Source organism: Streptomyces sp. NPDC051684 (assembly GCF_044453445.1).
Classification (GTDB): Bacteria; Actinomycetota; Actinomycetes; order Streptomycetales; family Streptomycetaceae; genus Streptomyces.
The window spans coordinates 32,839-56,880 of the sequence record NZ_JBITCS010000002.1; the positions used below are offsets into that span (position 1 = coordinate 32,839).

General features: G+C 69.9%; 22 protein-coding genes, 1 pseudogene and 1 riboswitch. Of the genes and pseudogenes, 15 read left to right on the forward strand and 8 right to left on the reverse strand.

Going from position 1 to position 24,042, the window contains the following annotated elements:
* Positions 1–128 precede the first annotated feature (128 nt).
* A complete protein-coding gene (leuA, locus tag ACIA8D_RS02645; RefSeq protein ID WP_399228089.1) occupies positions 129–1,838 on the reverse strand; it encodes a 2-isopropylmalate synthase in 1,710 nt (569 codons plus the stop codon).
* A 188-nt stretch (positions 1,839–2,026) separates the two neighbouring features.
* On the opposite strand from leuA, the gene ACIA8D_RS02650 reads away from it, so the two are divergent.
* Both ACIA8D_RS02650 and ACIA8D_RS02655 read left to right on the forward strand, forming a co-directional pair.
* On the forward strand, positions 2,027–2,731 hold the full coding sequence (locus tag ACIA8D_RS02650; RefSeq protein WP_399228090.1) for a FadR/GntR family transcriptional regulator: 705 nt from the start codon (positions 2,027–2,029) through the stop codon (positions 2,729–2,731).
* 11 nt (positions 2,732–2,742) lie between these two features.
* Positions 2,743–3,129: pseudogene (locus ACIA8D_RS02655) on the forward strand (NADP oxidoreductase); the annotation flags it as partial.
* Between the two features lie 16 nt (positions 3,130–3,145).
* Here ACIA8D_RS02655 and ACIA8D_RS02660 read toward each other — a convergent pair.
* Positions 3,146–3,700: a glycoside hydrolase family 25 protein gene (locus ACIA8D_RS02660; protein ID WP_399228091.1), complete on the reverse strand. Its 555-nt coding sequence runs from the start codon at positions 3,698–3,700 to the stop codon at positions 3,146–3,148.
* Positions 3,701–3,864: 164 nt separating this feature from the next.
* Between ACIA8D_RS02660 and ACIA8D_RS02665 the strand changes: the two genes are divergently transcribed.
* Positions 3,865–4,209, forward strand: coding sequence for a DoxX family protein (locus ACIA8D_RS02665; protein ID WP_399228093.1), 345 nt, complete (start codon positions 3,865–3,867; stop codon positions 4,207–4,209).
* A gap of 179 nt (positions 4,210–4,388) precedes the next feature.
* Entirely contained in the window at positions 4,389–5,324 is a 936-nt protein-coding gene (locus tag ACIA8D_RS02670; RefSeq protein ID WP_399228094.1) for an Ig-like domain-containing protein, read from the forward strand.
* 16 nt (positions 5,325–5,340) lie between these two features.
* On the opposite strand, the gene ACIA8D_RS02675 is transcribed toward ACIA8D_RS02670, so the two are convergent.
* The 4 genes from ACIA8D_RS02675 to gcvT form a co-directional block, all read right to left on the reverse strand.
* A complete protein-coding gene (locus tag ACIA8D_RS02675) occupies positions 5,341–6,711 on the reverse strand; it encodes an L-serine ammonia-lyase (RefSeq protein WP_399228095.1) in 1,371 nt (456 codons plus the stop codon).
* 160 nt (positions 6,712–6,871) lie between these two features.
* Positions 6,872–8,143: a serine hydroxymethyltransferase gene (glyA, locus tag ACIA8D_RS02680; protein WP_399228096.1), complete on the reverse strand. Its 1,272-nt coding sequence runs from the start codon at positions 8,141–8,143 to the stop codon at positions 6,872–6,874.
* Positions 8,144–8,151: 8 nt separating this feature from the next.
* Positions 8,152–8,529 (reverse strand): glycine cleavage system protein GcvH, encoded by a 378-nt coding sequence (gene gcvH, locus ACIA8D_RS02685; protein ID WP_327656534.1) that lies wholly within the window; start codon positions 8,527–8,529, stop codon positions 8,152–8,154.
* A gap of 65 nt (positions 8,530–8,594) precedes the next feature.
* On the reverse strand, positions 8,595–9,719 hold the full coding sequence (gene gcvT / locus ACIA8D_RS02690) for a glycine cleavage system aminomethyltransferase GcvT (protein ID WP_399228097.1): 1,125 nt from the start codon (positions 9,717–9,719) through the stop codon (positions 8,595–8,597).
* Positions 9,720–9,881: 162 nt separating this feature from the next.
* Positions 9,882–9,981, reverse strand: a riboswitch (glycine riboswitch).
* Between the two features lie 238 nt (positions 9,982–10,219).
* On the opposite strand from gcvT, the gene ACIA8D_RS02695 reads away from it, so the two are divergent.
* The 11 genes from ACIA8D_RS02695 to ACIA8D_RS02745 all read left to right on the forward strand — a co-directional run bounded on the left by ACIA8D_RS02695 (position 10,220) and on the right by ACIA8D_RS02745 (position 22,534).
* On the forward strand, positions 10,220–10,819 hold the full coding sequence (locus ACIA8D_RS02695; RefSeq protein WP_399228517.1) for an AAA family ATPase: 600 nt from the start codon (positions 10,220–10,222) through the stop codon (positions 10,817–10,819).
* Positions 10,820–10,927: 108 nt separating this feature from the next.
* Entirely contained in the window at positions 10,928–11,752 is an 825-nt protein-coding gene (locus ACIA8D_RS02700; protein ID WP_399228098.1) for an enhanced serine sensitivity protein SseB, read from the forward strand.
* Positions 11,753–11,877: 125 nt separating this feature from the next.
* The gene (locus tag ACIA8D_RS02705) at positions 11,878–12,669 is read left to right on the forward strand and encodes an enhanced serine sensitivity protein SseB C-terminal domain-containing protein (protein WP_399228099.1); all 792 of its coding nucleotides are present in this window, start codon (positions 11,878–11,880) and stop codon (positions 12,667–12,669) included.
* Between the two features lie 336 nt (positions 12,670–13,005).
* Positions 13,006–14,010, forward strand: a complete 1,005-nt coding sequence (locus ACIA8D_RS02710) for an ABC transporter permease (protein WP_399228100.1) — start codon at positions 13,006–13,008, stop codon at positions 14,008–14,010.
* A gap of 134 nt (positions 14,011–14,144) precedes the next feature.
* Entirely contained in the window at positions 14,145–15,887 is a 1,743-nt protein-coding gene (locus ACIA8D_RS02715; protein ID WP_399228101.1) for an ABC transporter substrate-binding protein, read from the forward strand.
* 119 nt (positions 15,888–16,006) lie between these two features.
* Positions 16,007–17,008, forward strand: coding sequence for an ABC transporter permease (locus tag ACIA8D_RS02720; RefSeq protein ID WP_399228103.1), 1,002 nt, complete (start codon positions 16,007–16,009; stop codon positions 17,006–17,008).
* Positions 17,005–18,105: an ABC transporter ATP-binding protein gene (locus ACIA8D_RS02725; protein ID WP_399228104.1), complete on the forward strand. Its 1,101-nt coding sequence runs from the start codon at positions 17,005–17,007 to the stop codon at positions 18,103–18,105. The genes ACIA8D_RS02720 and ACIA8D_RS02725 overlap by 4 nt, the downstream gene beginning before the upstream one ends.
* Positions 18,106–18,131: 26 nt before the next feature.
* The gene (locus ACIA8D_RS02730) at positions 18,132–19,274 is read left to right on the forward strand and encodes an ABC transporter ATP-binding protein (protein WP_399228105.1); all 1,143 of its coding nucleotides are present in this window, start codon (positions 18,132–18,134) and stop codon (positions 19,272–19,274) included.
* A 220-nt stretch (positions 19,275–19,494) separates the two neighbouring features.
* Entirely contained in the window at positions 19,495–20,892 is a 1,398-nt protein-coding gene (locus ACIA8D_RS02735) for a M1 family metallopeptidase (RefSeq protein WP_399228106.1), read from the forward strand.
* Positions 20,893–20,925: 33 nt separating this feature from the next.
* Entirely contained in the window at positions 20,926–21,597 is a 672-nt protein-coding gene (locus ACIA8D_RS02740; RefSeq protein ID WP_399228107.1) for a trimeric intracellular cation channel family protein, read from the forward strand.
* Positions 21,598–21,658: 61 nt separating this feature from the next.
* Positions 21,659–22,534, forward strand: a complete 876-nt coding sequence (locus tag ACIA8D_RS02745) for a thioesterase family protein (RefSeq protein ID WP_399228108.1) — start codon at positions 21,659–21,661, stop codon at positions 22,532–22,534.
* A gap of 6 nt (positions 22,535–22,540) precedes the next feature.
* Here the strand turns inward: ACIA8D_RS02745 and ACIA8D_RS02750 are convergent, their stop codons facing one another.
* Positions 22,541–23,395 carry an alpha/beta fold hydrolase gene (locus ACIA8D_RS02750; protein ID WP_399228109.1) on the reverse strand — a complete coding sequence of 285 codons (855 nt, stop codon included), beginning with the start codon at positions 23,393–23,395 and terminating at the stop codon, positions 22,541–22,543.
* A gap of 18 nt (positions 23,396–23,413) precedes the next feature.
* The gene (locus ACIA8D_RS02755) at positions 23,414–24,037 is read right to left on the reverse strand and encodes a TetR family transcriptional regulator (RefSeq protein WP_399228110.1); all 624 of its coding nucleotides are present in this window, start codon (positions 24,035–24,037) and stop codon (positions 23,414–23,416) included.
* Positions 24,038–24,042 lie beyond the last annotated feature (5 nt).

The window sequence follows — 24,042 nt, forward strand, 5'->3', positions numbered from 1 at the left end:
TGGACCCAACGGTGTACCGGGGCTGCCGTTTCGAGTTTTGGGGGACAAACCTCAATAGGCCCCCCCCCGGGCGGGGGGGCGGGCCCGGCGGGGGGGGGGGGGCCCCGCCCCCCCCCCCCACCGGTGTCTCACGCCCCGGCGGCCGCCCTGTTCACCCCCGACAGGACCGCCCGTACGGAGGCGGCCAGCACGGACGTGTCCCGGCCCGCGCCCCACACCGGCGCCCCGTCGACCCGCAGCCGCACGAACGCCACGGTCTCGGCCTCCCGCCCCGCCGTCAGCGCGTGCTGGCCGAAGTCCAGCACGTCCACCTCCCGGCCGGCCGCCGCCAGCGCGTCCGTGAAGGCCGCCAGCGGACCGTTGCCCTTGCCCTCCAACTCCCGCATCGCGCCGCCCACTTCGAGCGTGCACGTGAAGTGGTGCACGGCGCCGTCCTGGCGCGCCGACCAGCCGTCGGCGAGCGCCACCGGGCCGGTGACATCCAGATACGCCGCCCGGAACAGCTCGTACAGCTCGTCCGGCGCCGCCTCCCGGCCGCTCTCGTCCGTGGCCTCCTGCACGATCCGCGCGTACTCGGGCCGCAGCTCCCGCGGCAGGTCGACGCCGTGGTGCTCCTTCAGCAGATACGCCATCCCGCCCTTCCCGGACTGCGAGTTGACCCGGATCACCGCCTCGTAGGTGCGCCCCACGTCGGCCGGGTCGATCGGCAGGTACGGCACGTCCCACGGCTCGTCCGGGTGCGCGGCGCGGTGCGCGAACCCCTTGGAGATGGCGTCCTGGTGGGTGCCGGAGAAAGCGGTGTAAACCAATTCGCCGCCGTACGGGTGCCGGGGATGCACCGGCAGCCGGTTGCAGAACTCGACGGTCTCGCGCACCGCGTCGATGTCCGAGAAGTCGATCATCGGGTCGACGCCCTGCGCGTACAGGTTCATCGCCAGGGTCACCAGATCGACATTGCCCGTCCGCTCGCCGTTGCCGAACAGGCAGCCCTCCACCCGCTGCGCGCCCGCGAGGACGGCCAGTTCGGCGCAGGCGACGCCGGTGCCGCGGTCGTTGTGCGGATGCACGGAGAGGATGACGGAGTCGCGGCGGTCCAGGTGCCGGTGCATGTACTCGATCTGGTCGGCGTACACGTTCGGCGTCGCGATCTCGACGGTCGTCGGCAGGTTGTGGGTGACCGGGCGCTCGGGGCACGCGTCCCACAGGTCGGTCAGCCCGTTGCAGATCTCCAGCGCGAAGTCCGGCTCGGTGAGGTTGAAGGTCTCCGGGGCGAACTGGAAGCGGATGTGCGCGTCGGGGCGGGCGTCGGCGAGGCGGGCCATGTGCGCGGCGGCCGCGGTCACGGTCCGCCGGATCTCCTCGCGCGTCATGCCGAGGACGACGTCGCGCCAGGTGGGAGAGGTCGGGATGTACAGATGCACCACGGCGCGCGGCAGCCCCTCGATGGACTCGAAGGTCCGCTCGATCAACTCCGGCTTGGCCGGGGTGAAGACGACAGGGGTGACATCGCCCGGCACGGCGCCCGCCGCGACCTGCCCCGCCAGATGACGCACGAAGTCGAAGTCCGTCCGGCTGGCCGAGGGATAGCCGACCTCGATCTCCTTGAACCCCATCCCCACCAGCAGATCGAAGAAACGGCGCTTGCGGGCGGTGTCCATCGGCTCGGCGAGCGCCTGATTCCCGTCGCGCAGATCGACCGGCACCCACAGCGGCGCCTCGGTGAGCTCCTTCGACGGCCAACTCCGGTCGGTGAGCGTGACGTTGGCGACCCGCTCCTGGTGCGGCCGGTAACGGTGGTACGGCATCGGTCCCGGGGTCTGCGGATTCCAGCGGTACATGGTGGCTGAGCCTTCCTCGGTGCGGTCGTGACGGTGGCCGACCGGCAGCACGGCACCCCGCGGCGGGGTGCCGGTCGCGTCAGGCCCCGCCGCGGCAGCCGAGAAGAAGGAGTCCGCGGAACATGCCCGGTACACTAGCCACACCTCAGGTCCTCAGACAAGTACCCCTCAGACAAGTTGGTGATCCCGTGTCGTCGCCGGCCGGCCCGCTCCGCCCCAGCCCTCTCGTCGAACAGGCCGCCGAGCGCCTCCGCGCGCAGATCGCCGACGAGATGTGGCCCGTCGGCACCCGCCTGCCCGGCGAGACCACCCTCGCCAAGGAACTCGGTGTCGGCCGCTCCACCGTCCGCGAGGCCCTGCGCGCGCTCACGGGCCAGGGGATGCTTCAGCCGAAGCAGGGCGCGGGCGTGTTCGTCACGGCCCTGCGCCCGGTCGAGGACTGGCCCACCCGCCTGCGCCGCGCGGCGGTCGCCGACGTCTACGAAGTCCGCACGTTCCTGGAGGTCCAGGCCGCGCGCCTCGCCGCCGAACGCCGCACGGACGAGGACGTCGCGGCGATGCGATCGGCGCTCGCCACGCGCAGGACGGCGGCGGGCGGCCCCGGCGACGCGTTCGTCGACGCCGACATCGCCCTCCACGCCACGGTCGTCGCGGCCGCCCACAACCCCGTACTCACCGACCTCTTCGCCGAGTTCGCCCCGGCCCTGCGCCAGGCCCTGATCGACCTCCTCGCGCTGGTGGACGTACGAGGGGCGGAGCAGGACCACGGCGACGCGGCACACGCGGAGCTGGTGGAGGCGGTGGCGGCGGGCGACCCGGAGACGGCGGGGCGGGCGGCGCACGGCGAACTGGCAGAAATGCAGGGCAAGTTGAGGGGCCGCGCGAACGGGTGAAGCCGATCGTCGGGCCGGAATGGCGGGCGTGCCCTCTCGCGGAGGAGACCGGCGCCACCCCCGCCACCAGCGAGGACGCGGTCCGCGACGCGCAGGTCGTCGTCACGATCCCGCTCAAGGCGGTACCGAAGCTGCCGAAGGGATTCCTCGACAAGCCCCGCCCCGCCGGCGACCCGGCCCGCGTCGCCCTCCCCATCGCGGGCGACGACGCGGCGGCCAAGCGGGTCGTCGCGGCGCTCCTCGACGAGATCGGCTTCGACACCGTGGACACCGGCGGCCAGGACGACTCGTGGCGCCAGCAGCCCGGCACCCCCGTCTACGGCATGGCCGCCGACGCCGCCACCGTCCGCAAGGCACTGGACTCGGCGTCCCCCGACCGCACGGCGGAGTGGTGCGCCCGACCGCCGCCCCCTGTCAGACGCCGCCCGCCCACTCGTACAGGGCGTCCTTGCTCTCGAAGTCGGCGACGTTCTTGTCGAGCGGGCTGTCGGTGTACTGGTGGATCGCCCAGTCCGCCTTGATGCGGGGCTTGCCCGCGCTCACGTAGTCGGCGATCCAGAGGCCGTCACCGGCGTAGGACGTCGTGTCGATATTGAGCCAGAAATTCCTGTTTGCGTAGAGCAGGACGCGGTGGTTGGGCCGCAGGCGTTTCACCTCGCGGATGAACTTGTCCTTCTCCGCGTTGCTCGCGTGCGTGCCCTCACCGGTCGTCTCCCAGTCCACCGCGAGCAAGTCGCCCACCTTTTCCGGGGACTTGCTGACGAAGTACTCGGCCTGCGCCGTAATGTTCCCCGGCCACAGGAAGTGGTAGAAGCCGACGACGCAGTGCGCGTCGCGGGCCCGCTTCGTCTGGGCGGCCAGGCGCGGGTTGACGTACGAACGCCCCTCCGTCGCCTTGACGAAGACGAACGACAGGCCGTCCGTGTCGAACGTGGACTGGTGCGAGCTGACGTCGATGCCTCGGATCATGCGGGCCTCCAGGTCGGTGGGGCGACGAGGTCGAACTTTCATCGTCCCTGATCCGGCCGGTGATGAGACCACCTTTGCGCAGATCGGCGGCGTCCCGCCGGATGTCACATCCGCCGAGGGGTGATCCGTCGGTCTGGTGGAACCCCTTCCGGAGGAGCACAGCAATGTTCAGCGTCTACGTCGTCGTCACCGTCCTCGCCGCCTTCGTCTATGGATCGGCGGCCGTCGCCAACCTCGCGGGCCACTCGTATCCGAAGGCGCAGGCCGACAAGCTGGGGGTGCCGTACGCGTGGATTCCGTGGCTCGGGACGGCGCTCGGGGCCGGTGCGCTGGGACTCGTCGCCGGGTTCGTGGTGCCGGCGCTCGGGATCGCGGCCGCGTCGGGCCTGGTGCTGTACTTCGTGGGGGCGCTCGGCGCGCATCTGCGCGTCGGCGACCGGGACTACGGCGGGTGGTCGTTCTGCTGCGCACTCGCCGTGGCGGCACTTGTCCTGAGAGTCACTGTCTAGAGTCCGACGTTTCGGACGCCCCAAGTCTTGGAACGCGCTTTACCGCGGAGAACGCAACTGGCGGAGCCCCTGTGCCTGTCTGACAGGGAGCTGAGCCCTGTTCGGGGCGCTCGGGGCGGACTCGGAGAGTGGGGCAGGTCGTGGGACGGCGCAGGGGCAGTGGCACAGGAGTCGCGCTGATGACGGTCGCGGTGCTGGTGGGCGCGAGCGCCTGCGGCGGTGGCGGCGCGGGCAAGGCCGACACGACGGCGTCGGGGAAGGCGAGTGCGAAGCCCTCGCCGACCAAGCCCAAGGGCCCGCCGATGCTCCTGGAGACGATCACGCCGCAGAGCGGCACCAAGGTCGGCGTCGCCATGCCGGTCTCCGTCGTCTTCACCAACCCGGTGGCGGCGAAGGCGCGTGCCACGGTCGAGAAGCACATGAAGGTGAGCACCTCGAAGCCGGTCGAGGGGGCCTGGCACTGGTTCGGCGACAAGCGCGCCGACTGGCGCCCCAAGACGTACTGGCCCTCCGGTACGAAGGTGAAGGTCGACGCCGACATGAAGGGCGTCAGCAACGGCAACGGCCGCTACGGCGTGCACGGTTACACGCACACCTTCACGGTCGGCGACGACGTGCGCGCCGATGTCTCCGTGCCCGGCCACACCCTGAAGGTGACGCGGAACGGCAAGGCGCTGCGCACGCTGTCGATCAACGCGGGCAGCGCCCAGTACCCGACGTGGAACGGCACGATGGCCGTCATCGACAAGCAGAAGAAGGTCCACATGACCTCCTGCAGCGTCGGCATCAGCTGCGACAAGGGCAGCCCCGACTATTACGACCTGACGCTGCCCTGGGACGTCCACCTCACCCAGTCCGGCACGTACGTCCACTACTCGACCGGTGACCCGAACCCGGGCAGCGGCAGCGCCCGCGGCTCGCACGGCTGCGTCCACCTGTCGATGTCCGACGCCAAGTGGTTCTACGGCCAGGTCAAGCAGGGCGACCCGGTGACCATCACCGGTTCCCCGCGCGCCAAGGCCCCGGCCGACAACGGCTACGCGGCCTTCAACCTGAGCTGGGACGACTGGCTCGCGGGGAGCGCCTCGGGCGCGGGGAAGAGCGCCGCACTGTAACTCCCGAGGGGGCTCCTCAGCACTCGATGATGTTGACGGCGAGGCCGCCCCGCGCCGTCTCCTTGTACTTCACCGACATGTCCGCGCCGGTGTCCCGCATCGTCTTGATGACCTTGTCCAGGGACACCTTGTGCGAGCCGTCGCCGCGCAGCGCCATCTTCGCGGCGGTGACGGCCTTGACCGCCGCCATGCCGTTGCGCTCGATGCACGGGATCTGGACGAGGCCGCCGACCGGGTCGCAGGTGAGGCCGAGGTTGTGCTCCATGCCGATCTCGGCCGCGTTCTCGACCTGCTCGGGGGAGCCGCCGAGGGCCTCGGCGAGCGCGCCCGCCGCCATCGAGCAGGCGGAGCCGACCTCGCCCTGGCAGCCGACCTCGGCGCCGGAGATGGAGGCGTTCTCCTTGAAGAGCATGCCGATGGCGCCCGCCGTGAGCAGGAGGCGGATCACGCCGTCCTCGTCGGCGCCGGGCACGAAGTTCACGTAGTAGTGCAGGACCGCGGGGATGATGCCGGCCGCGCCGTTCGTCGGGGCGGTCACCACCCGGCCGCCGGCCGCGTTCTCCTCGTTGACCGCCATCGCGTAGAGGGTGATCCACTCCATGGCGTGGGCCACGGGGTCGCCCTCGGCGCGCAGCTTGCGGGCCGAACTCGCCGCGCGGCGGCGGACCTTGAGGCCGCCGGGCAGGATGCCCTCGTGGGACATGCCGCGGGAGACGCAGGCCTGCATGACCCGCCAGATGTCGAGGAGCCCGGAGCGGATCTCGTCCTCCGTGCGCCACGCCTTCTCGTTCTCCAGCATCAGCGCCGGGATGGACAGGCCGGTCTCCTGCGTGAGGCGGAGCAGCTCGTCGCCGGTGCGGAAGGGGTACTTGAGGGAGGTGTCGTCGGGGACGATCGGGTTCTCGCCCTCGACCGCGTCCTCGTCGACGACGAAGCCGCCGCCCACCGAGTAGTACGTCTTGGTGAGCAGCTCCTTGCGATCGGCGTCGTACGCCCACAGCGTCATGCCGTTCGCGTGGTACGGGAGGGCCTTGCGGCGGTGCAGGACGAGGTCGTCGTCGTAGGAGAAGGCGATCTCGTGCGCGCCGAGCAGGTTGAGGAGACCTTTTTCCTTGATCGTCTCGACGCGTTCGTCGGCCTTCTCCACGTCGACGGTGCGCGGGGAGTCGCCTTCGAGGCCGAGCAGCACCGCCTTGGGGGTGCCGTGTCCGTGTCCGGTCGCGCCGAGGGAGCCGTACAGCTCGGCGTGGACCGAGGCGGTGTGGGCCAGCAGGCCCTCGTTCTTGAGGCGCCGCGCGAACATGCGGGCCGCGCGCATCGGGCCGACCGTGTGCGAGCTGGACGGGCCGATGCCGATCGAGAACAGGTCGAAGACCGAGATGGCCACGGTGGGACTCCAATGGTGGTGGTAGACGCCGTTGTCTGCCGGGCAAGCGAGTGGTGCGGTGGACGCGGCCGGGGCACCGCGCCCACTGACATCTGCTGATTCCAGTGTGCGGGTGCCCCGACAGGACGTACCTACGAAAGGGTACGTAATCCGGGCCGAATTACTTCAGGCCGGGGTACAGCGGGTGCTTGTCGGCCAGAGCGGTCACCCGGGCCTTGAGCGCCTCGGCGTCGTACGACGGCTGGAGCGCGAGCGCGATCACGTCGGCGACCTCGCGGAAGTCCTCGGCCTGGAAGCCGCGGGTGGCGAGGGCAGGCGTGCCGATCCGCAGGCCGGAGGTGACCATCGGCGGGCGCGGGTCGTTCGGGACCGCGTTGCGGTTGACCGTGATGCCGACCTCGTGGAGGCGGTCCTCGGCCTGCTGGCCGTCGAGCTCCGAGTCGCGCAGGTCGACGAGGACCAGGTGCACGTCGGTGCCGCCGGACAGCACGTTGACGCCCGCCGCGCGGGACTCCGGGGTCGTCAGGCGCTCGGCGAGGAGCTGCGCGCCCTCGATCGTGCGGGCCTGGCGCTCCTTGAAGTCCTCCGAGGCCGCGACCTTGAAGGAGACGGCCTTGGCCGCGATCACGTGCTCCAGGGGGCCGCCCTGGAAGCCCGGGAAGACCGCCGAGTTCAGCTTCTTCGCGAAGGCCGTGTCACGCGACAGGATGATGCCGCCGCGCGGGCCGCCGAGCGTCTTGTGCGTCGTGGACGTGACGACGTCGGCGTGCGGGACCGGGTTGGGGTGCAGGCCCGCGGCCACGAGGCCCGCGAAGTGCGCCATGTCGACCCAGAGGTACGCCTCGACCTCGTCGGCGATGCGACGGAACTCGGCGAAGTCCAGCTGGCGCGGGTACGCGGACCAGCCGGCGATGATCACCTTGGGGCGGTGCTCCTTGGCGAGCCGCTCGACCTCGGCCATGTCGACCAGGCCGGCGTCGTCGACGTGGTAAGGGACCACGTTGAACTGCTTGCCGGAGAAGTTCAGGCGCATGCCGTGCGTGAGGTGGCCGCCGTGCGCCAGGTCCAGGCCGAGGATGGTGTCGCCCGGCTTGGCGATGGCGAAGAGTGCGGCCTGGTTCGCGGAGGCGCCGGAGTGCGGCTGCACGTTCGCGTACTCGGCGCCGAACAGCGCCTTCACGCGGTCGATCGCGATCTGCTCGGTGACGTCGACGTGCTCGCAGCCGCCGTAGTAGCGGCGGCCGGGGTAGCCCTCCGCGTACTTGTTGGTGAGGACCGAGCCCTGGGCCTCCATGACGGCGGCCGGGGCGAAGTTCTCCGACGCGATCATTTCGAGGGTCGACTGCTGGCGCTTCAGCTCGGCGTCGACCGCGACGGCGACCTCGGGGTCGAGCTCGTGCAGGGATTCGTTCAGGACGGACTTCTCAGTCATGGTGCGGGTCAGCTCCCGGAGAACTCGGTGTACTCGTCGGCGGAGAGCAGGTCCTTCGGCTCGTCGGCCAGCCGGACCTTGAACAGCCAGCCGCCCTCGAACGGGGCCGAGTTGACCAGGGCCGGGTCGTCGACGACGTCCTGGTTGATCTCGGTGACCTCGCCGTTGACGGGGGAGTACAGGTCGGAGACTGACTTCGTGGACTCCAGCTCACCGCAGGTCTCACCGGCGGTGGTGGTGTCGCCGACCTCGGGAAGCTGGACGAACACGATGTCACCGAGCGCGTTCGCGGCGTGCTCCGTGATGCCGATCGTGGCGACGCCGTCCTCGACGGCGGAGAGCCACTCGTGCTCCTTGCTGTAACGCAGCTGCTGGGGGTTGCTCATGATGGGAATTCTCCTGTACGCGGGAAGGTGCTGGTGACGGCGGGGCTGCGGGGGAGTGCGGGGGCCTACTTCTGGCGCTTGTAGAACGGCAGGGCCACGACCTCGTACGGCTCGTGCGTGCCGCGGATGTCGACACCGACGCCCGCCGTGCCCGGCTCCGCGTGCGCGGCGTCCACGTACGCCATCGCGATCGGCTTGCCGAGCGTCGGGGACGGGGCGCCGGAGGTGACCTCGCCGATCACCGTGCCGTCGACGACGACCGACATCCCGGCGCGCGGGACGCGGCGGCCCTCGGCGATCAGGCCGACGAGCTTGCGGGGCGGGTTGGCCTCGGCGCGCTCGGCGGCGGAGACCAGCGCCTCGCGGCCCACGAAGTCGTCGCTGTGCTCGTTCGGCGACTTCTTCTCGAACTTCACGACCCGGCCGAGACCGGCGTCGAAGGGGGTGAGGGACGTCGACAGCTCGTGCCCGTACAGCGGCATGCCCGCCTCCAGGCGCAGCGTGTCCCGGCAGGACAGGCCGCAGGGGATCAGGCCGTACTCGGCGCCCGCCTCGGTCAGTGCCTGCCACAGCTTCTCGGCGTCGGCGGGGGAGACGAACAGCTCGAAGCCGTCCTCGCCGGTGTAGCCGGTGCGCGCGATGAGCGCCTGCACGCCGGCGACGGTGCCGGGCAGCCCCGCGTAGTACTTGAGGCCGTCCAGGTCCGCGTCCGTGACGGACTTCACGATCGCCGCGGAGTTCGGGCCCTGCACGGCGAGCAGCGCGTACGCGTCGTGGTCGTCGCGGACCTCGGCGTCGAAGCCTGCGGCGCGCTCGGTGAGGGCGTCGAGGACGACCTGCGCGTTGCCCGCGTTCGCGACCACCATGTACTCGGTCTCGCCGAGGCGGTAGACGATCAGGTCGTCGAGGATGCCGCCGTCCGCGCGGCAGATCATCGTGTAGCGGGCGCGGCCGAGGCCCACGGAACCGATGTTGCCCACGAGCGCGTGGTTGAGGAGGTCGACGGCCTGCGGGCCCGACACCGTGATCTCGCCCATGTGGGAGAGGTCGAAGAGGCCGGCCGCGGTGCGCACGGCGTTGTGCTCGTCGCGCTCGCTGCCGTAGCGCAGCGGCATGTCCCAGCCGGCGAAGTCGGTCATCGTCGCGCCCAGCGAACGGTGCAGGGCGTCGAGTGCGGTGGTGCGGGTCATGGCTGGTGTGCTCCCGGTGGCATGACGGCGATGGCGGAGTCTCGGATCGCGCGCGAGACGTCCTCCCCATCTGTCATCGGAACCTGAGAGGTTCGCCCCGAGGGGGCTTGCACCTTGGGTGGGGGCGCCGTGTCACAAAGGCGCCCCACTTTTCAGATCTGCCTCGCCCGCGCGGTACGGGGCCTGAGAGATTCAAGGGAGGAACTTGCTCCTTCGGCGTCCGGGCACTCGTGGGTACCCGGAACTCTCCCGCGCGGATTCAAGCGGCCGGTATGCAGTTGCGGGCACATCATTGCATGCCCGCCCGACAGGGAAACCCCTTGAGAGGCATTACCTTCTCTTTACACTTGAGGGGCAAGGGTGACGTGACCGGAACGGGGAGGACGATCACGGTGCAAGAAAAGGAGGGGTGGGCCCGCAGGGCCCTCGTTGCAAGGGCGGTGGTGGGTGACGGGCGGGCAGTGGCGGGGGCTTATGCGGTGTCGGCTTCGGCATCGGTGGTGGCGGGGGTGCGGATCCCCCGTCAGCGCTCGGTGCGGGACCTGCGCGGCCGCCGGGGTCACACGCCGCGCCGGCTCGCCTTCGCGGCGGGCGACCTCGTCGTGCTCTCCGGACTGCCCGGCAGCGGCAAGTCGACGCTGATGCGGCGGGCCGTGAAGGAGATCCGGATCGACTCGCAGGACACGCGTGAGCGCTGGGCCGCGCGCATGCCGCGGTACCTGCCGTACGCGCTGTACCGGCCGCTGGTCCGCATCGCGCACTATGTGGGGCTGCGCCGGGCGATGCGCTCGGGCGTGAGCGTCGTCGTGCACGACTGCGGGACGCAGGCGTGGGTGCGCCGCTGGGTGATCCGTACGGCGCGGCGGCGCGGGGTCGCCGTCCACCTGATGCTGCTCGACGTCCCGGCGGACACGGCTCTTGAGGGGCAGCGGGACCGCGGCCGGGGGGTGTCCCGGTACGCCTTCGCGCGGCACCGCAGAGCGGTGGGCGCGCTCGTCAGCTCGACGGAGCGGGGGAAGCTGCCGGCCGGGATGGAGTCGGCGGTGCTGCTCGACCGGGCGGCGATGGAGGCGCTGGGCGGGATCACGTTCGGCGACTGACCCCGACCCCGGGGCAAGCGGAGGGAACCGCACCGTGTCCCTTTGTGTGTACGAGTTAAGGTCGGCGGGCACAGCAGCGCGGCAGAACAGCAGAGGTTGATGGCAGTCATGGAGTTCCCAGGCACCCCGGAGCCGGGTCACGGTCATGCCCAGGGGCACGAGGGCGGCTACGGCCACCCCGCGAAGGGCTGGCCCGTCAACGAGTTGGAGGAGGTCCTCGCCGCGGCCCTCGGCCAGGAGGCGGGGAGTTCGGCGGGTGGCCGAATAGTCGAGGTCCTCGGCCGCAGCCACGTGTGGATCCCGCTGCCCCGCGGCGGCTCGAACGCCAGCCGGGACCTCGACCTGCCGAGCCTGGAGATCGGGGGCCAGGCCTTCGTCCCCGTGTTCAGCTCGGAGCAGCAGTTCATGGCGGTCACCGGTGGCCGGATGGACTGCACGGTGGCCCCGGCCGTGGAGTTCGCGCGCGGGCTGCCGCCGCAGGTCGGCATCGCCGTGAACCCGGACGGCACGGTCGGCGTGCCGCTGCCGCCGCCGGCCGTCGCCGAGCTGGCCCGCAGCGGCCGCACGCCGCTGGACGGGCCGGCGACGGGCGGCCGTGTGGTGCTGAGCGAGCCCGACTGGCAGATCGACCCGATGGATTTCCTGGCCGCGGTGCGCGAGGAGTTCGAGGGGCTCGGCACGGTGCTGAGCGCGCGGCGCTGCCTCGCGACCGTGGAGGACGCGGAGCCGTCCCTGTTCATCGGCGTGGAGCTGTCGCAGGCGGTGAGCGCCCCGAGCGGTGCGGGGGACCTTCCGCTGGACGCGCTGGGGCGGGCGCTGGGCCGTGCGCCGGTGCCCTGGGCCGTCAACCTGGTGTTCCTGGACGTGACGCAGGACCCGGTCGCGGACTGGCTGCGTACACACGTACGGCCGTTCTACGTACGAGAAGGGTGACGGCGTCCGTCAAGTCGGTGTCAGTATCGCCGCTTAAGCTGGTTTCATGACGTGACCGGTCGGCGCTTCGCTTTCCGGCCACGTGGGACACGGACGTCTTTGAAAAGCCGAAGGGGCGGTTACGGGTGAGTGCGTCGGGCACGGCCGCGGCCGGACAGGTCGAGCACATGCTGCGCCAGGTGACGCCGGGACGCTACGACGCGTACGAGGCGCTCCTCAAGGCCCTCGCCGACCCCGCGGCCGGGCAGGTCTGGATGCTGCTCTGGCACGGCCAGGCCGGGTCCCCTGACGCCCAGTTCGGGAACATGGAGGTGGACGGCTTCTCGTACGCCCCCTGCGTCACCTCCGCCCAGGAGCTCTCCGCGTCCGGCTGGTCGCGGGCGTACGAGGTGGTGAGCGGGGTCGACGCGGCGCGCACGCTCTACCCGGACCACTACGGGCTCTGGTTGAATCCGCACGCGCCGGGCGGCGGCGTCGGCATCCCGTGGCTCGATCTGCGCCGGATCGCGGGCGGCCTGGACCGGCAGCCGGCGGGCCCGTTGAGGCTCTCCGAGCCGACGATCGAGATCCCGCAGTTCTACGCGACCCTGACGCAGAACGCGCATCGCACGACGGCGATCCGCTCCCTGCGCCGTGCCTGGGTCCAGCCCACGCTGGGTGCGCCCTATCTCGCCATCGGTCTGGACGTCTACGACACGTCCCCGGCGTCCGTGGACGCGGTCCGGGCGATGATGCAGCAGTCCATCCCGGCGGTCCCCGAGGGCCTTCCGGTGTCCACGGTCGCGATGTCGGACGAGTACGACCCCATTGCCATGTGGCTCCGGTCGAACGCGCGGCCGTTCTACGACCGCGAGGCCCATGCGGCTCCCGCCGGGGGTGGGTACGGGTATCCGCCGCCGTACGGCGCGACGTTCTAAAAGATTGTCCTCAATCGCCGGACGGGCTGGAAAGTTCCAGCCCGTCCGGCGATTGGCCGTTTACGTCCCAACTCACCCGGTCAAGGGTGGGGTTCGCCCACTTGCACACCAACTGCCCACCGTCCGCCCCCCGTTCACGGCAGTCCGGATAACGGAACACCCCAGCCTGCATCACGTTTAGGCATCCTTTCGCCGTCAAGTCTGGCAACAGATCGCGCCCAGGTTGAAGACTCCCGCTCCAAGGGGGCTTCGCCTCTGTGTACGACGGACTGAACCACGCCGCCACAGCGGCAAGTGCGGGCCGGTCACCGCCGGTTGAGAGGGGTCCCTGCCACGATGACGGCACCATTGCACGACGCGAGCGCAGAAGCGGAACCGAGCGCCCCGGTCGAGCCTGCCAAGGGAGACGGAGGCCGCAAGGTCGAGGGCCGGTCGCTCAAGCAGATCGCCTGGAGTCGGCTCAGGCGCGACAAGGTCGCCCTCGGCGGTGGCATCGTTGTCGTGCTCCTCGTCCTGGTCGCGGTCTTCGCCCCGCTCATCGTCAGCCTGCTCGGCCACCCGCCGAACGAGTTCCACCAGGACAAGCTGGACGAGCTGACGAACCTGCCCAAGGGCGCCCTGGGCGGCGTCAGCGCCGAGCACCTCTTCGGCGTGGAGCCCAACAAGGGCCGCGACATCTTCAGCCGCATCGTCTACGGCACCCGCGTCTCGATGCTGGTCGCCGTTCTCGCCGCGGTCGTCGCCGTCGTGCTCGGCACCCTCTTCGGCATCATCGCCGGCTACTTCGGCGGCTGGGCGGACGCGGTGATCAGCCGCGTGATGGACGTGCTGCTCTCCTTCCCGCAGCTTCTCTTCATCATCTCCCTGGTCTCCGTCCTCCCCAACGACCTGCTCGGTCTCACCGGCAGCGGCGTGCGCATCATGATCCTGATCATGGTGATCGGCTTCTTCGGCTGGCCGTACATCGGCCGGATCGTGCGCGGTCAGACGCTCTCGCTGCGCGAGCGCGAGTACGTGGAGGCGGCCCGCAGCCTCGGCGGCGGACCCCGGCACATCCTCTTCCGCGAGCTGCTGCCGAACCTGGTGGCGCCCATCACCGTCTACACCACGCTGATGATCCCCACCAACATCCTTACGGAGGCGGCGCTCAGCTTCCTCGGCGCCGGTGTCCGGCCGCCGACCGCCTCGTGGGGCGGCATGCTGCGGGACGCGCTCGGCACGTACGAGCACGACCCGATGTTCATGGTCTTCCCTGGCGTGGCGATCTTCATCACCGTGCTGGCCTTCAACCTCTTCGGGGACGGCCTGCGCGACGCGCTCGACCCCAAGGGCACCCGATAGACCCAGTCCACTGCCCCTGCCGTCCCGTCAGGAGCACTCCCTGTAGGTCCCCCATGGCCCTGCGGCCGCAAGGTCGAGGACCGCGAATCCCGGAGGATGCGAGAAGAATGCCCAAAGGTTTCCAGAGTCGACGGATGATGGCCGCCGCTGCCCTCGTGGCCGCGTCGGCGCTCACCGTCACCGCCTGCGGCGGTGGCGACGACAGCGACAACGAGTCGAAGGGCGCCGGCTACAACGCCGCCATAGGCAAGATCGCCAACAAGTCGACCACAAAGGGCGGCACGCTCCGCATGGTCGCCAAGCAGGACCTGGACAGCTTCGACCCGCAGCGCGCCTACTTCGGCATGGCGTGGGACTTCATGCGGTTCTACAACCGCACGCTGGTGACGTACGACACCAAGCCGGGCGCCGCGGGCAACGCGCTGGTCCCCGACATGGCGAAGGGCATGGCCGAGGTCTCCGACGACGGCAAGACCTACACGTACAAGCTGCGGGACGGGCTCACGTGGGAGGACGGCTCGAAGCTGACCTCCAAGGACATCAAGTACGGCATCGAGCGCATCTGGGCCGACGACGTCATCACCGGCGGTCCGGTGTACCTGAAGCAGGCGCTCGACCCCAAGGGCGAGTACAAGGGCCCGTACAAGGACAAGTCCAAGGACAAGCTCGGCCTTAAGGCCATCGACACGCCCGACGACAGCACCATCGTCTTCCATCTGCCGCAGCCCAACAGCGACTTCGAGCAGATGCTCGCCATGCCGTCCGGCTCCGCCGTGAAGCAGTCGGCGGACACTCGGGAGAAGTACACGACCAAGCCGCTGGCCAACGGTCCGTACAAGGTTCAGTCGCACAAGGCGAACAAGTCGATCGTGCTGGTCCGCAACAAGGCGTGGAAGAAGGCCTCGGACCCGAACAACCCCGCGCTGCCGGACAAGATCACGGTCGCGATCAACAAGAACCTCGAAGAGAACGACAAGAACCTGATGGCCGGCGAGTACGACGTCGACCTCAACGGCACCGGCATGACCCAGTCCGGCCGGACCACCGCCGTGACGGACAACCGGGCCGACGTCGACAACATGCAGACGCCGTTCGTCCGTTACGTGGCCCTGGTCACCACGACCAAGCCGATGGACAACGTCGACTGCCGCAAGGCCGTCTTCTACGCCACCGACTTCAAGAGCCTGCAGCAGACGCGTGGTGGCGAGGTCGCGGCCGGCAAGATCGCCAACAACCCCTTCCCGAAGGCGGTTCCGGGCCACGACGACTCGTACGACCCGTACGGCGTGGTGGAGCGCAAGGGCAAGCCGGACGTCGCCAAGGCCAAGGACGCGCTGAAGAAGTGCGGCAAGCCGAGCGGCTTCTCGACCGTGCTGACCGCGCGCAGCGACCAGCCCGGTGAGGAGGACGCCGCCGAGGCGCTGCAGGAGCAGCTCGGCAAGGTCGGCATCAAGCTGACCATCGACACCTTCTCCGGTGCCGACGCCTCCTCCATCTCCGGCGACCTGAAGAAGGTCAAGGAGCGCGGCTACGGCATGACGATGAGCGGTTGGGGCCCGGACTTCAACACCGGCCAGGGCTTCGGCCAGCCGCTGTGGGACAGCCGCTTCATCCAGAAGACCGGCAACTACAACGAGTCGCAGATCGACGACCCGAAGATCGACAAGATGTTCGACGACGCGCTGAAGACGACCGACAAGGCCGAGGCGAAGAGCATCTACACCGACATGGGTCACCGGATCCTGGACGAGGCCTACTGGATGCCGTTCATCTACGAGGCCAACATCACCTGGCGCGGCCCGCGTCTGACGAACGCCTACTCGGCTCCCGCCTGGAGCGGCCGCTACGACTACGCCAAGCTCGGCGTGACGAAGTAGCAGCGACCGACTCGCTGAAATCCCAGCCGACACCCACCAGTCCGAAGGGCAGGTGATGGTCCCGGCAGGCGGTCGGACCCCGTAACCCGAGGTCCGGCCGCCCCCAGGGGCCGCGCACAGTGCTTGCTTACCTCATCCGGCGCCTGAGCGCCGTCATTGTGATGGTGCTGATCGTCCTTCTGACGACGTTCGCCATCTTCTTCCTGCTGCCGAAGTGGTCCGGGCAGGACGTCGCCACGCTCTTCGCGGGCAAGGCCACATCGCCGGAGCAGCTTGCGGGCATCCGCGTCAAGCTCGGGCTCAACGACCCGCTGCTGGTGCAGTTCTGGGACTTCGTCAGGGCGATCCCGATGGGCCGGGACTATGTCTCCGGCGGCAGTGTGACCCACTGTCCCGCGCCGTGCCTCGGCTACTCCTTCCGTACGGAGGAGCCGGTCTGGAACACCATCACCTCCGCCCTGCCGGTGACCGTGGCGCTCGCCGCGGGCGCCTGCGTCCTGTGGCTGGTCGGCGGCGTGGCCGTGGGTGTCGTCTCCGCGCTGAAGCGGGGCACCATCTGGGACCGCAGCGCGATGATCGCCGCGCTCTCCGGCGTCTCCATGCCGATCTTCTTCACCGGCATGGTGATGATGGGCATCTTCGTCCACAGCCTGGGGCTCATCAAGATCAGCGACAGCTTGTCGAGCGACCAGTCCATCGGTACCTGGATCGAGACACTGATCCTGCCCTGGATCGCGCTGGCCTTCCTTCAGGCGGCGATGTACGCCCGCCTCACCCGGGCCACCATGCTCGAGGTGATGGGCGAGGACTACATCCGCACCGCCCGCTCCAAGGGCCTCGGTGAACGGTCCGTCATCACCCGGCACGCCCTGCGCTCCACGATGACGCCGATTCTCACCGTCTTCGGTCTCGACCTGGGCGTGCTGATGGGCGGCGCCATCCTGACGGAGTCGACCTTCGGTCTGAAGGGCGTCGGCTTCGAAGCCGTCAACGCCGTCGAGGCGAAGGACCTCCCGGTGATCCTGGGGGTCACCCTGGTCATGTCGCTGGCCATCGCCATCGCGAACCTCGTCGTCGACATGATGTACGCCGTGATCGACCCCCGAGTGAGGCTGGGATGAGCGAGCAGAGCAACACCGGGACCGTCGTGGGCGAGCCGTTCGCGGCCGACTCCCGGCCGTCGACCGCCTTCCTCGAGGTCCGTGACCTCAAGGTCCACTTCCCCACCGACGACGGGCTCGTGAAGTCCGTCGACGGCCTGAACTTCTCGCTGGAGAAGGGCCGGACCCTCGGCATCGTGGGCGAGTCGGGCTCCGGCAAGTCCGTGACCTCGCTCGGCATCATGGGCCTGCACACGGTCGGCCAGTACTCCAAGCGCCGCGCGCAGGTCTCCGGTGAGATCTGGCTGGACGGGGAGGAGCTGCTGTCCTCCCCGACGGACAAGGTGCGCCGGCTGCGCGGCCGCGAGATGGCGATGATCTTCCAGGATCCGCTGTCGGCCCTGCACCCGTACTACACGATCGGCAAGCAGATCGTGGAGGCCTACCGGGTCCACCACAACGTGGACAAGAAGGTCGCGCGCAAGCGGGCGATCGAGATGCTCGACCGGGTCGGCATCCCCCAGCCGGACAAGCGGGTGGACTCCTATCCGCACGAGTTCTCGGGCGGCATGCGACAGCGCGCGATGATCGCGATGGCGCTGGTCAACAACCCCGAACTCCTCATCGCCGACGAGCCGACCACCGCGCTCGACGTGACCGTGCAGGCGCAGATCCTCGACCTGATCCGCGATCTGCAGAAGGAGTTCGGCTCCGCCGTCATCATGATCACGCACGACCTCGGGGTCGTCGCGGAGATGGCCGACGAGCTGCTGGTCATGTACGGCGGCCGCTGCGTCGAACGCGGCACGGCGGAGCAGGTCTTCACCACACCCCAACACCCTTACACCTGGGGCCTGCTGGGCTCGATGCCGCGCATCGACCGGGACCAGGGCGAGCGGCTCACGCCGGTCAAGGGTTCCCCGCCGAGCCTCATCAACCTGCCGAGCGGCTGCGCCTTCAACCCGCGCTGCCCGTACGCGGACGTGCCCAAGGACAACGTCACGCGCACCGAGCGCCCCGAACTGCGGGAGGTCGGCTCCGGACACTTCTCCGCCTGCCACATGTCGGGCGAGGAGCGCGAGCGGATCTGGAACGAAGAGATTGCGCCGAAGCTGTGACGGACGCCAAAGGACCTGACACCGAGATGACGCCCCCTACGATCCCCGAGCAGGCGACGACCTCTCCGGACCCGGCGGTCGGTGAGCCGCTGCTCAAGGTCGACGGCCTGGTCAAGCACTTCCCCATCCGCAAGGGCCTGCTGAAGCGGCAGGTCGCCGCCGTGCAGGCGGTCGACGGGCTCTCCTTCGACGTCCGTGCCGGTGAGACGCTCGGCGTCGTGGGCGAGTCCGGCTGCGGCAAGTCGACCATGGGCCGGCTGATCACGCGGCTGCTCGAACCCACGCGCGGGCGCGTCGAGTTCGAGGGCCAGGACATCACCCACCTGAGCACCGGTGGCATGCGCCCGCTGCGCCGCGACGTCCAGATGATCTTCCAGGACCCGTACTCCTCGCTGAACCCGCGCCACAACATCGGCACGATCGTCGGCACGCCCTTCCGCCTCCAGGGCGTCAAGCCGGAGGGCGGTGTGCGCAAGGCGGTCCAGGAGCTCCTGGAGAAGGTCGGCCTCAACCCCGAGCACTACAACCGCTACCCGCACGAGTTCTCCGGCGGCCAGCGTCAACGCATCGGCATCGCACGGGCGTTGGCCCTGCGCCCGAAGCTCGTGGTGGCGGACGAGCCGGTCTCGGCGCTCGACGTCTCCATCCAGGCCCAGGTGGTCAACCTCCTGGACGACCTCCAGGACGAGCTCGGCCTCACGTACGTGATCATCGCGCACGACCTGTCGGTCATCCGGCACGTCTCCGACCGGATCGCGGTCATGTACCTCGGAAAGATCGTCGAGTTGGCGGACCGCGACGACCTGTACACGACGCCGATGCACCCGTACACGAAGGCGCTGCTTTCGGCCGTCCCGGTGCCCGACCCCAAGCGGCGCGGCGCCAAGAGCGAGCGCATCCTGTTGCGCGGCGACGTCCCCTCGCCGATCGACCCGCCCACCGGCTGCCGTTTCCACACGCGGTGCTGGAAGGCGACGGAGATCTGCAAGACGAAGGAGCCGCCGCTGCTCCAGCTCGGCACGGGCCACCAGGTGGCTTGCCACCACCCGGAGAACGCCCCCGACCAGGCGCCGCAGGACACGAAGCTCCTCGCCGTCGCGAAGGAGGCGATCGACGTGATCACGGTCCCGAAGGCGGTGGCTCCGCCGGAGGACGAGAAGCCGGCTTAGCCGCACCGCACGGGGCTCCGCCCCGGACCCCGCTGCTCAATCGCCGCAGGGGCTTGATCTATCGAGCCCCTCCGGCGTTTGAGGAGCGGGGTCCGGGGCGGAGCCCCGAGGCTGTAACGCCGGTTCCGCGTATGGTCCGAAAGGGTCATGTACACGCCGACCCCCCTCGCGGCAGAGTTCCGCTGTCCGTTACACCGGAACCCGCTCGAAGGGACGCCCCATGGCACTATCCCGTTCGGCACGCCTGGCCGCGCTCACCGTAGCCGCCGCCTCCTTCTGCCTGATAGCCGCCGCCCCCGCCCCCACCCCCGGCTCCGACGGCGTCGGCGACCCGTACTTCCCGCAGCTCGGCAACGGCGGCTTCGACGCCCGGCACTACGCCCTCGACGTCGACTACAACCCCGACACCGACCGCCTCGACGGCCGCACGACCCTCACCGCGCGCGCCACCCAGAACCTCTCCGCCTTCGACCTCGACCTGCAGAAGCTGACCGTCACCAAGGTCGAAGTGAACGGCAGACGCGCCGACTTCACGCGCAGCGGCGACGAACTGCGCATCACGCCCCGGGCCTCGATCCGCAAGGGCAACACCTTCACCACGACCGTCACGTACGGCGGCGTGCCCGAACCCCTCAGCGGCCCCATCGTCTTCGGCTCGGACTACGGCTGGATGAAGACGGGGGACGGCGTCTTCGTCGCCTGCGAGCCGAACGCCGCCTCCACCTGGTTCCCGTCCAGCGACCACCCGTCGGACAAGGCCACGTACGACATCAAGATCAAGGCTCCGAAGGGTCTTACCGGCGTATCGAACGGCCGTCTCGTCGACACGTACGACACCGACAAGGGCAAGCGGACCGTCCACCACTGGCGCGAGACCAAGCCCATGGCGACGTATCTCGCGACCGCCACCATCGGCAAGTTCGACGTGAAGACCGGAAAGACGGCCGGCGGCATCCCCGTCTACGTGGCCATCGACCCGGTCCTCGCCAACAGCAACAACGTCGACGTCTACGCCGTGACCGCAGAGGCCACCGACTACTGGTCGCGGGTCTTCGGCCCGTACCCCTTCGAGGAGACCGGCGCGATCGTCGACGACATGCCGCAGGCCGGGTTCTCCCTGGAGACCCAGTCCAAGCCGATCTACTCGGCCGTCCGCTCCGAGTCGACGATCGTGCACGAGCTGGCCCACCAGTGGTTCGGTGACTCGGTCTCCGTCGAGCAGTGGAAGAACATCTGGCTCAACGAGGGGTTCGCGACGTACGCCCAGTGGCTGTGGACCGAGCACAAGGGCGGCGCCTCCGCCCACGACTCCTTCCTCGCGGGCTACGACTCGCGGCCCGCGAACTCCACGTTCTGGCAGGTCAAGCCCGGCGACCCGCAGCGCGACACAATGTTCGCCTCGGCCGTCTACCAGCGCGGCGCGATGACGCTCCAGATGCTGCGCGAGCGCATCGGCGACAAGGCGTTCTTCAAGCTGCTCCCGCAGTGGACGCGCCTGCACCGCTACTCGAACGCGAACACGGACGAGTTCATCGCCCTCGCCGAGCGGGTCTCCGGGCAGCAGCTCGACGACCTGTTCGACACCTGGCTGTTCACGACGGGCAAGCCGAGTCTGTAGATCCCCCGCACACGCGACAGGTAAGAATGTCGCGTGCTTCAGGAACTGTTCAGTCCCTCCGTCCAGCATTGGCTCGACCTCATCGGGATCTTTGTCTTCGCGATCTCCGGCGCCCTGATGGCCGTCCGCAAGAACTGGGACGTCTTCGGGATCGCCGCGCTCGCGGAGGTCACCGCGCTGGGCGGAGGGGTGTTCCGTGACCTGGTCATCGGCGCCGTGCCACCGGCCGCGTTCACCGACCTCGGCTATTTCGTCACGCCGCTGATCGCCGCGGCGCTCGTCTTCTTCCTGCACCCGGAGGTCGAGCGCACCCAGGCGGCGGTGAACGTCTTCGACGCGGCGGGCCTCGGCCTGTTCTGTGTCACGGGCACGACGAAGGCGTACGACTACGGGCTCGGCCTCACCGCGTCCGCGGCTCTCGGCCTCGCCACCGCCGTCGGCGGCGGTGTGCTGCGCGACATCATCGCCAACGAGGTGCCCTCGCTCGTGCGCTGGGACCGCGACCTGTACGCGGTGCCCGCCATGGTCGGCGCCGGGATCGTCGTCCTGTGCATCCATCTCGACGCCCTGGACGGGCTCACCAGCGCCCTCGCGGTGCTCACCGCGTTCCTCCTGAGGCTGCTCGCGATGCGCTACCACTGGCGGGCGCCGCGCGCATGGAACCGCAGGTCGGCCGGGGTGGAAGTGACGGAGGAGACGCCGTAGCCGGGGACCGGGGGACGACGAAAGCTACCGCTTAGTAATTTCCTGTTGTACGTTTCCGGGTATGGCAGACGCAGTATCCACGCAGAGTCGCCCGGCGACCATCGGTGACAGCGAGTTCGACCGCGACACCGCCGTCACCCGGCGCGCGGGCGAGCCCGGGGTCTACGACATCGACCTCTCCGCGGGCTGGACGATCATCAACGCCCTCAACGGCGGCTACCTCCTCGCCGTGCTCGGCCGCGCCCTCGCGGACGCGTTGCCGCACGACGACCCGTTCACGGTCTCGGCGCACTACCTGACCGCGTCCGCGCCGGGCCCCGCCGTGATCAGGACCGACGTGGCCCGCTCGGGTCGCACCCTCTCCACGGGCCAGGCCTCCCTCTTCCAGTACGCGGAGGACGGCAGCGAGGTCGAGCGGATCCGGGTCATCGCCTCGTACGGCGACCTGGACGCGCTCCCCGACGACGTGCGCACGAGCGCCGAGCCGCCCGTCATGCCGCCCGCCGAGCAGTGCTTCGGCGCGGGCGACGCTCCCGAGGGTGCGCCGCCCGTGCCCGGCAGCTCCGCGATCTCCGACCGGCTGCACCTGAAGCTCGACCCGGCCACGCTGGGCTGGGCGCTCGGCGCGCCGTCCGGCAAGGGCGAGATGCGCGCCTGGTTCGGCCTCGCCGACGGTCGTGACATGGACCCGCTGTCGCTGCTGCTCGCGGTGGACGCGCTGCCGCCGACCGCCTTCGAGATGGGCCTCAAGGGCTGGGTGCCGACGGTCGAACTGACCGTCCACGTGCGCTGCCGCCCGGCCCCCGGCCCCGTCCGTGTGTCGATCACCACGCGGAACCTGGCCGGCGGCTTCCTGGAGGAGGACGCCGAGGTCTGGGACGCGAAGGACCGCCTGGTGGCCCAGTCCCGCCAGCTCGCGCGCGTCCGCCTCGGCTGACGCTCCTCAGGGGGCCGTACGCAGGAACTCGCCCAGTACAGTGGCGAGTTCCGCGGGCGCGTCCTCCTGGACGAGGTGCCCGGCGCCCTCGATGATCCGCAGCTCGGCGCCGGGGATCAGCTTGGCCAGCTCGTGCGCCCGCTCGACCGGGATCCAGCTGTCCTCGGCGCCCCAGGCGACCAGGACGGGCAGGTCCAACTCCCCGTACCGGCCCTGGATGTCGTCCGTGGCGGCCCACAGGGGGTTCTGCTCGATCTGCCGGTAGAAGGACTCCTTGCCGGCCTCGGTCAGCCAGGGCGCGACCACGCGCGCGTGCGTCTCGGGGTGCAGCCCGTGGTGGCTGCCGGAGGCGATGTAGCGGTGCACGAGCGCCTCGTGCAGATCGGGTGGCAACTGCCGGAACACGTCGGCGTGCTCGGCGAGCAGCCGGTACGTGGGGGAGCCCCACGGCCGGATCGCCACCGGGTCGACCAGGGCGAGGCGGGCGTACGCGGCGCCGTGCACCAGATGCGCGCGCAGCGCGACGCAGCCGCCGAAGTCGTGGCCCACGACGGTGGGGCGCCGCCCCTCGCCCGTGAGGCCCCAGTGGTCGAGGAGTTCGGTCAGGACGCGGGCCTGCGTGTCGAGCGAGAGGTCCTGCCCGGGGCTCGTCTCCGAGGCGCCGTAGCCCGGCAGATCCCATACGTAGACGCGGTGTTGACGCGCGAGCGCGCGGGCCGGCTGCCGCCAGACGTACGAGGAGAACGGCGTGCCGTGGACGAGGACGACGGGCGGCGCGTCGGCCGGCCCGAGTGACGTCCAGCGGATCTGGCCGGACGAGCCGGAGAAGCTTCGGTCGAGGTTCCAGTCGGCTGCTGTCATGACCGTAACGCTAGTTGCTCATGACGCATCGAGCCAGTGCTTTCGTCCGATGCTGACGAGCCGCAGCTGACGCCCGGCCCGGTCCGCCGCCTGATCGAAGTCCTCGGCAGCCGTCGTGAGCAGCACCGATGCCGTCACCAGCATGTGGTCGACGTACAGGTTCGCCAGCATCCGCAGATCCTCCTCGCTCCAGCCCGCCGCGCCGGGATCGTGCCGGAGCGCCTCGCGCACCTCGTCGGCGAACTGCCCGAGCTGCTCGCCGATCGCCTCCCGCACCCGCTGCACTCCGCCGTGCCGCTCGCGCGCGATGAAGCGGACGTGGGCGGGGTATGCGTGCACATGGCGGGCGATCAGCTCGACGGTGCGCGTGATGCGCTCGTCGCTGTCCCACGTCGCCGTCAGCGCGTCGCGGATCACCGCGTGCAGGCTGCCGAGCGCCTCCTCGACCAGGGCCACTCCGAGGTCGGCCGTGCTGTCGAAGTGTCGGTAGAACGCGGTCGGGGTCACGCCCACGGTGCGCGTCACCTCGCGCAGGCCGAGGCTGCTGAGGCTCTGGTCCTCCAGCAGCCCCAACGCCGCGTCCAGGAGCGCCTGTCGGGTCTTCTGCTTCTGCGCCTGACGGGCGCCGAGAGTGTGACTCATGTCAT

Bases quoted from the DNA above. Each gene is read 5' to 3' on its own strand.
- glyA (WP_399228096.1), bottom strand. From the start codon at position 8,143: ATGACTGAGAAGTCCGTCCTGAACGAATCCCTGCACGAGCTCGACCCC.
- ACIA8D_RS02700 (WP_399228098.1), top strand. From the start codon at position 10,928: ATGGAGTTCCCAGGCACCCCGGAGCCGGGTCACGGTCATGCCCAGGGG.
- ACIA8D_RS02660 (WP_399228091.1), bottom strand. From the start codon at position 3,700: ATGATCCGAGGCATCGACGTCAGCTCGCACCAGTCCACGTTCGACACG.
- ACIA8D_RS02710 (WP_399228100.1), top strand. From the start codon at position 13,006: ATGACGGCACCATTGCACGACGCGAGCGCAGAAGCGGAACCGAGCGCC.
- ACIA8D_RS02725 (WP_399228104.1), top strand. From the start codon at position 17,005: ATGAGCGAGCAGAGCAACACCGGGACCGTCGTGGGCGAGCCGTTCGCG.
- leuA (WP_399228089.1), bottom strand. From the start codon at position 1,838: ATGTACCGCTGGAATCCGCAGACCCCGGGACCGATGCCGTACCACCGT.
- gcvT (WP_399228097.1), bottom strand. From the start codon at position 9,719: ATGACCCGCACCACCGCACTCGACGCCCTGCACCGTTCGCTGGGCGCG.
- gcvH (WP_327656534.1), bottom strand. From the start codon at position 8,529: ATGAGCAACCCCCAGCAGCTGCGTTACAGCAAGGAGCACGAGTGGCTC.
- ACIA8D_RS02750 (WP_399228109.1), bottom strand. From the start codon at position 23,395: ATGACAGCAGCCGACTGGAACCTCGACCGAAGCTTCTCCGGCTCGTCC.
- ACIA8D_RS02755 (WP_399228110.1), bottom strand. From the start codon at position 24,037: ATGAGTCACACTCTCGGCGCCCGTCAGGCGCAGAAGCAGAAGACCCGA.
- ACIA8D_RS02670 (WP_399228094.1), top strand. From the start codon at position 4,389: ATGACGGTCGCGGTGCTGGTGGGCGCGAGCGCCTGCGGCGGTGGCGGC.
- ACIA8D_RS02745 (WP_399228108.1), top strand. From the start codon at position 21,659: ATGGCAGACGCAGTATCCACGCAGAGTCGCCCGGCGACCATCGGTGAC.
- ACIA8D_RS02715 (WP_399228101.1), top strand. From the start codon at position 14,145: ATGATGGCCGCCGCTGCCCTCGTGGCCGCGTCGGCGCTCACCGTCACC.
- ACIA8D_RS02665 (WP_399228093.1), top strand. From the start codon at position 3,865: ATGTTCAGCGTCTACGTCGTCGTCACCGTCCTCGCCGCCTTCGTCTAT.
- ACIA8D_RS02730 (WP_399228105.1), top strand. From the start codon at position 18,132: ATGACGCCCCCTACGATCCCCGAGCAGGCGACGACCTCTCCGGACCCG.
- ACIA8D_RS02735 (WP_399228106.1), top strand. From the start codon at position 19,495: ATGGCACTATCCCGTTCGGCACGCCTGGCCGCGCTCACCGTAGCCGCC.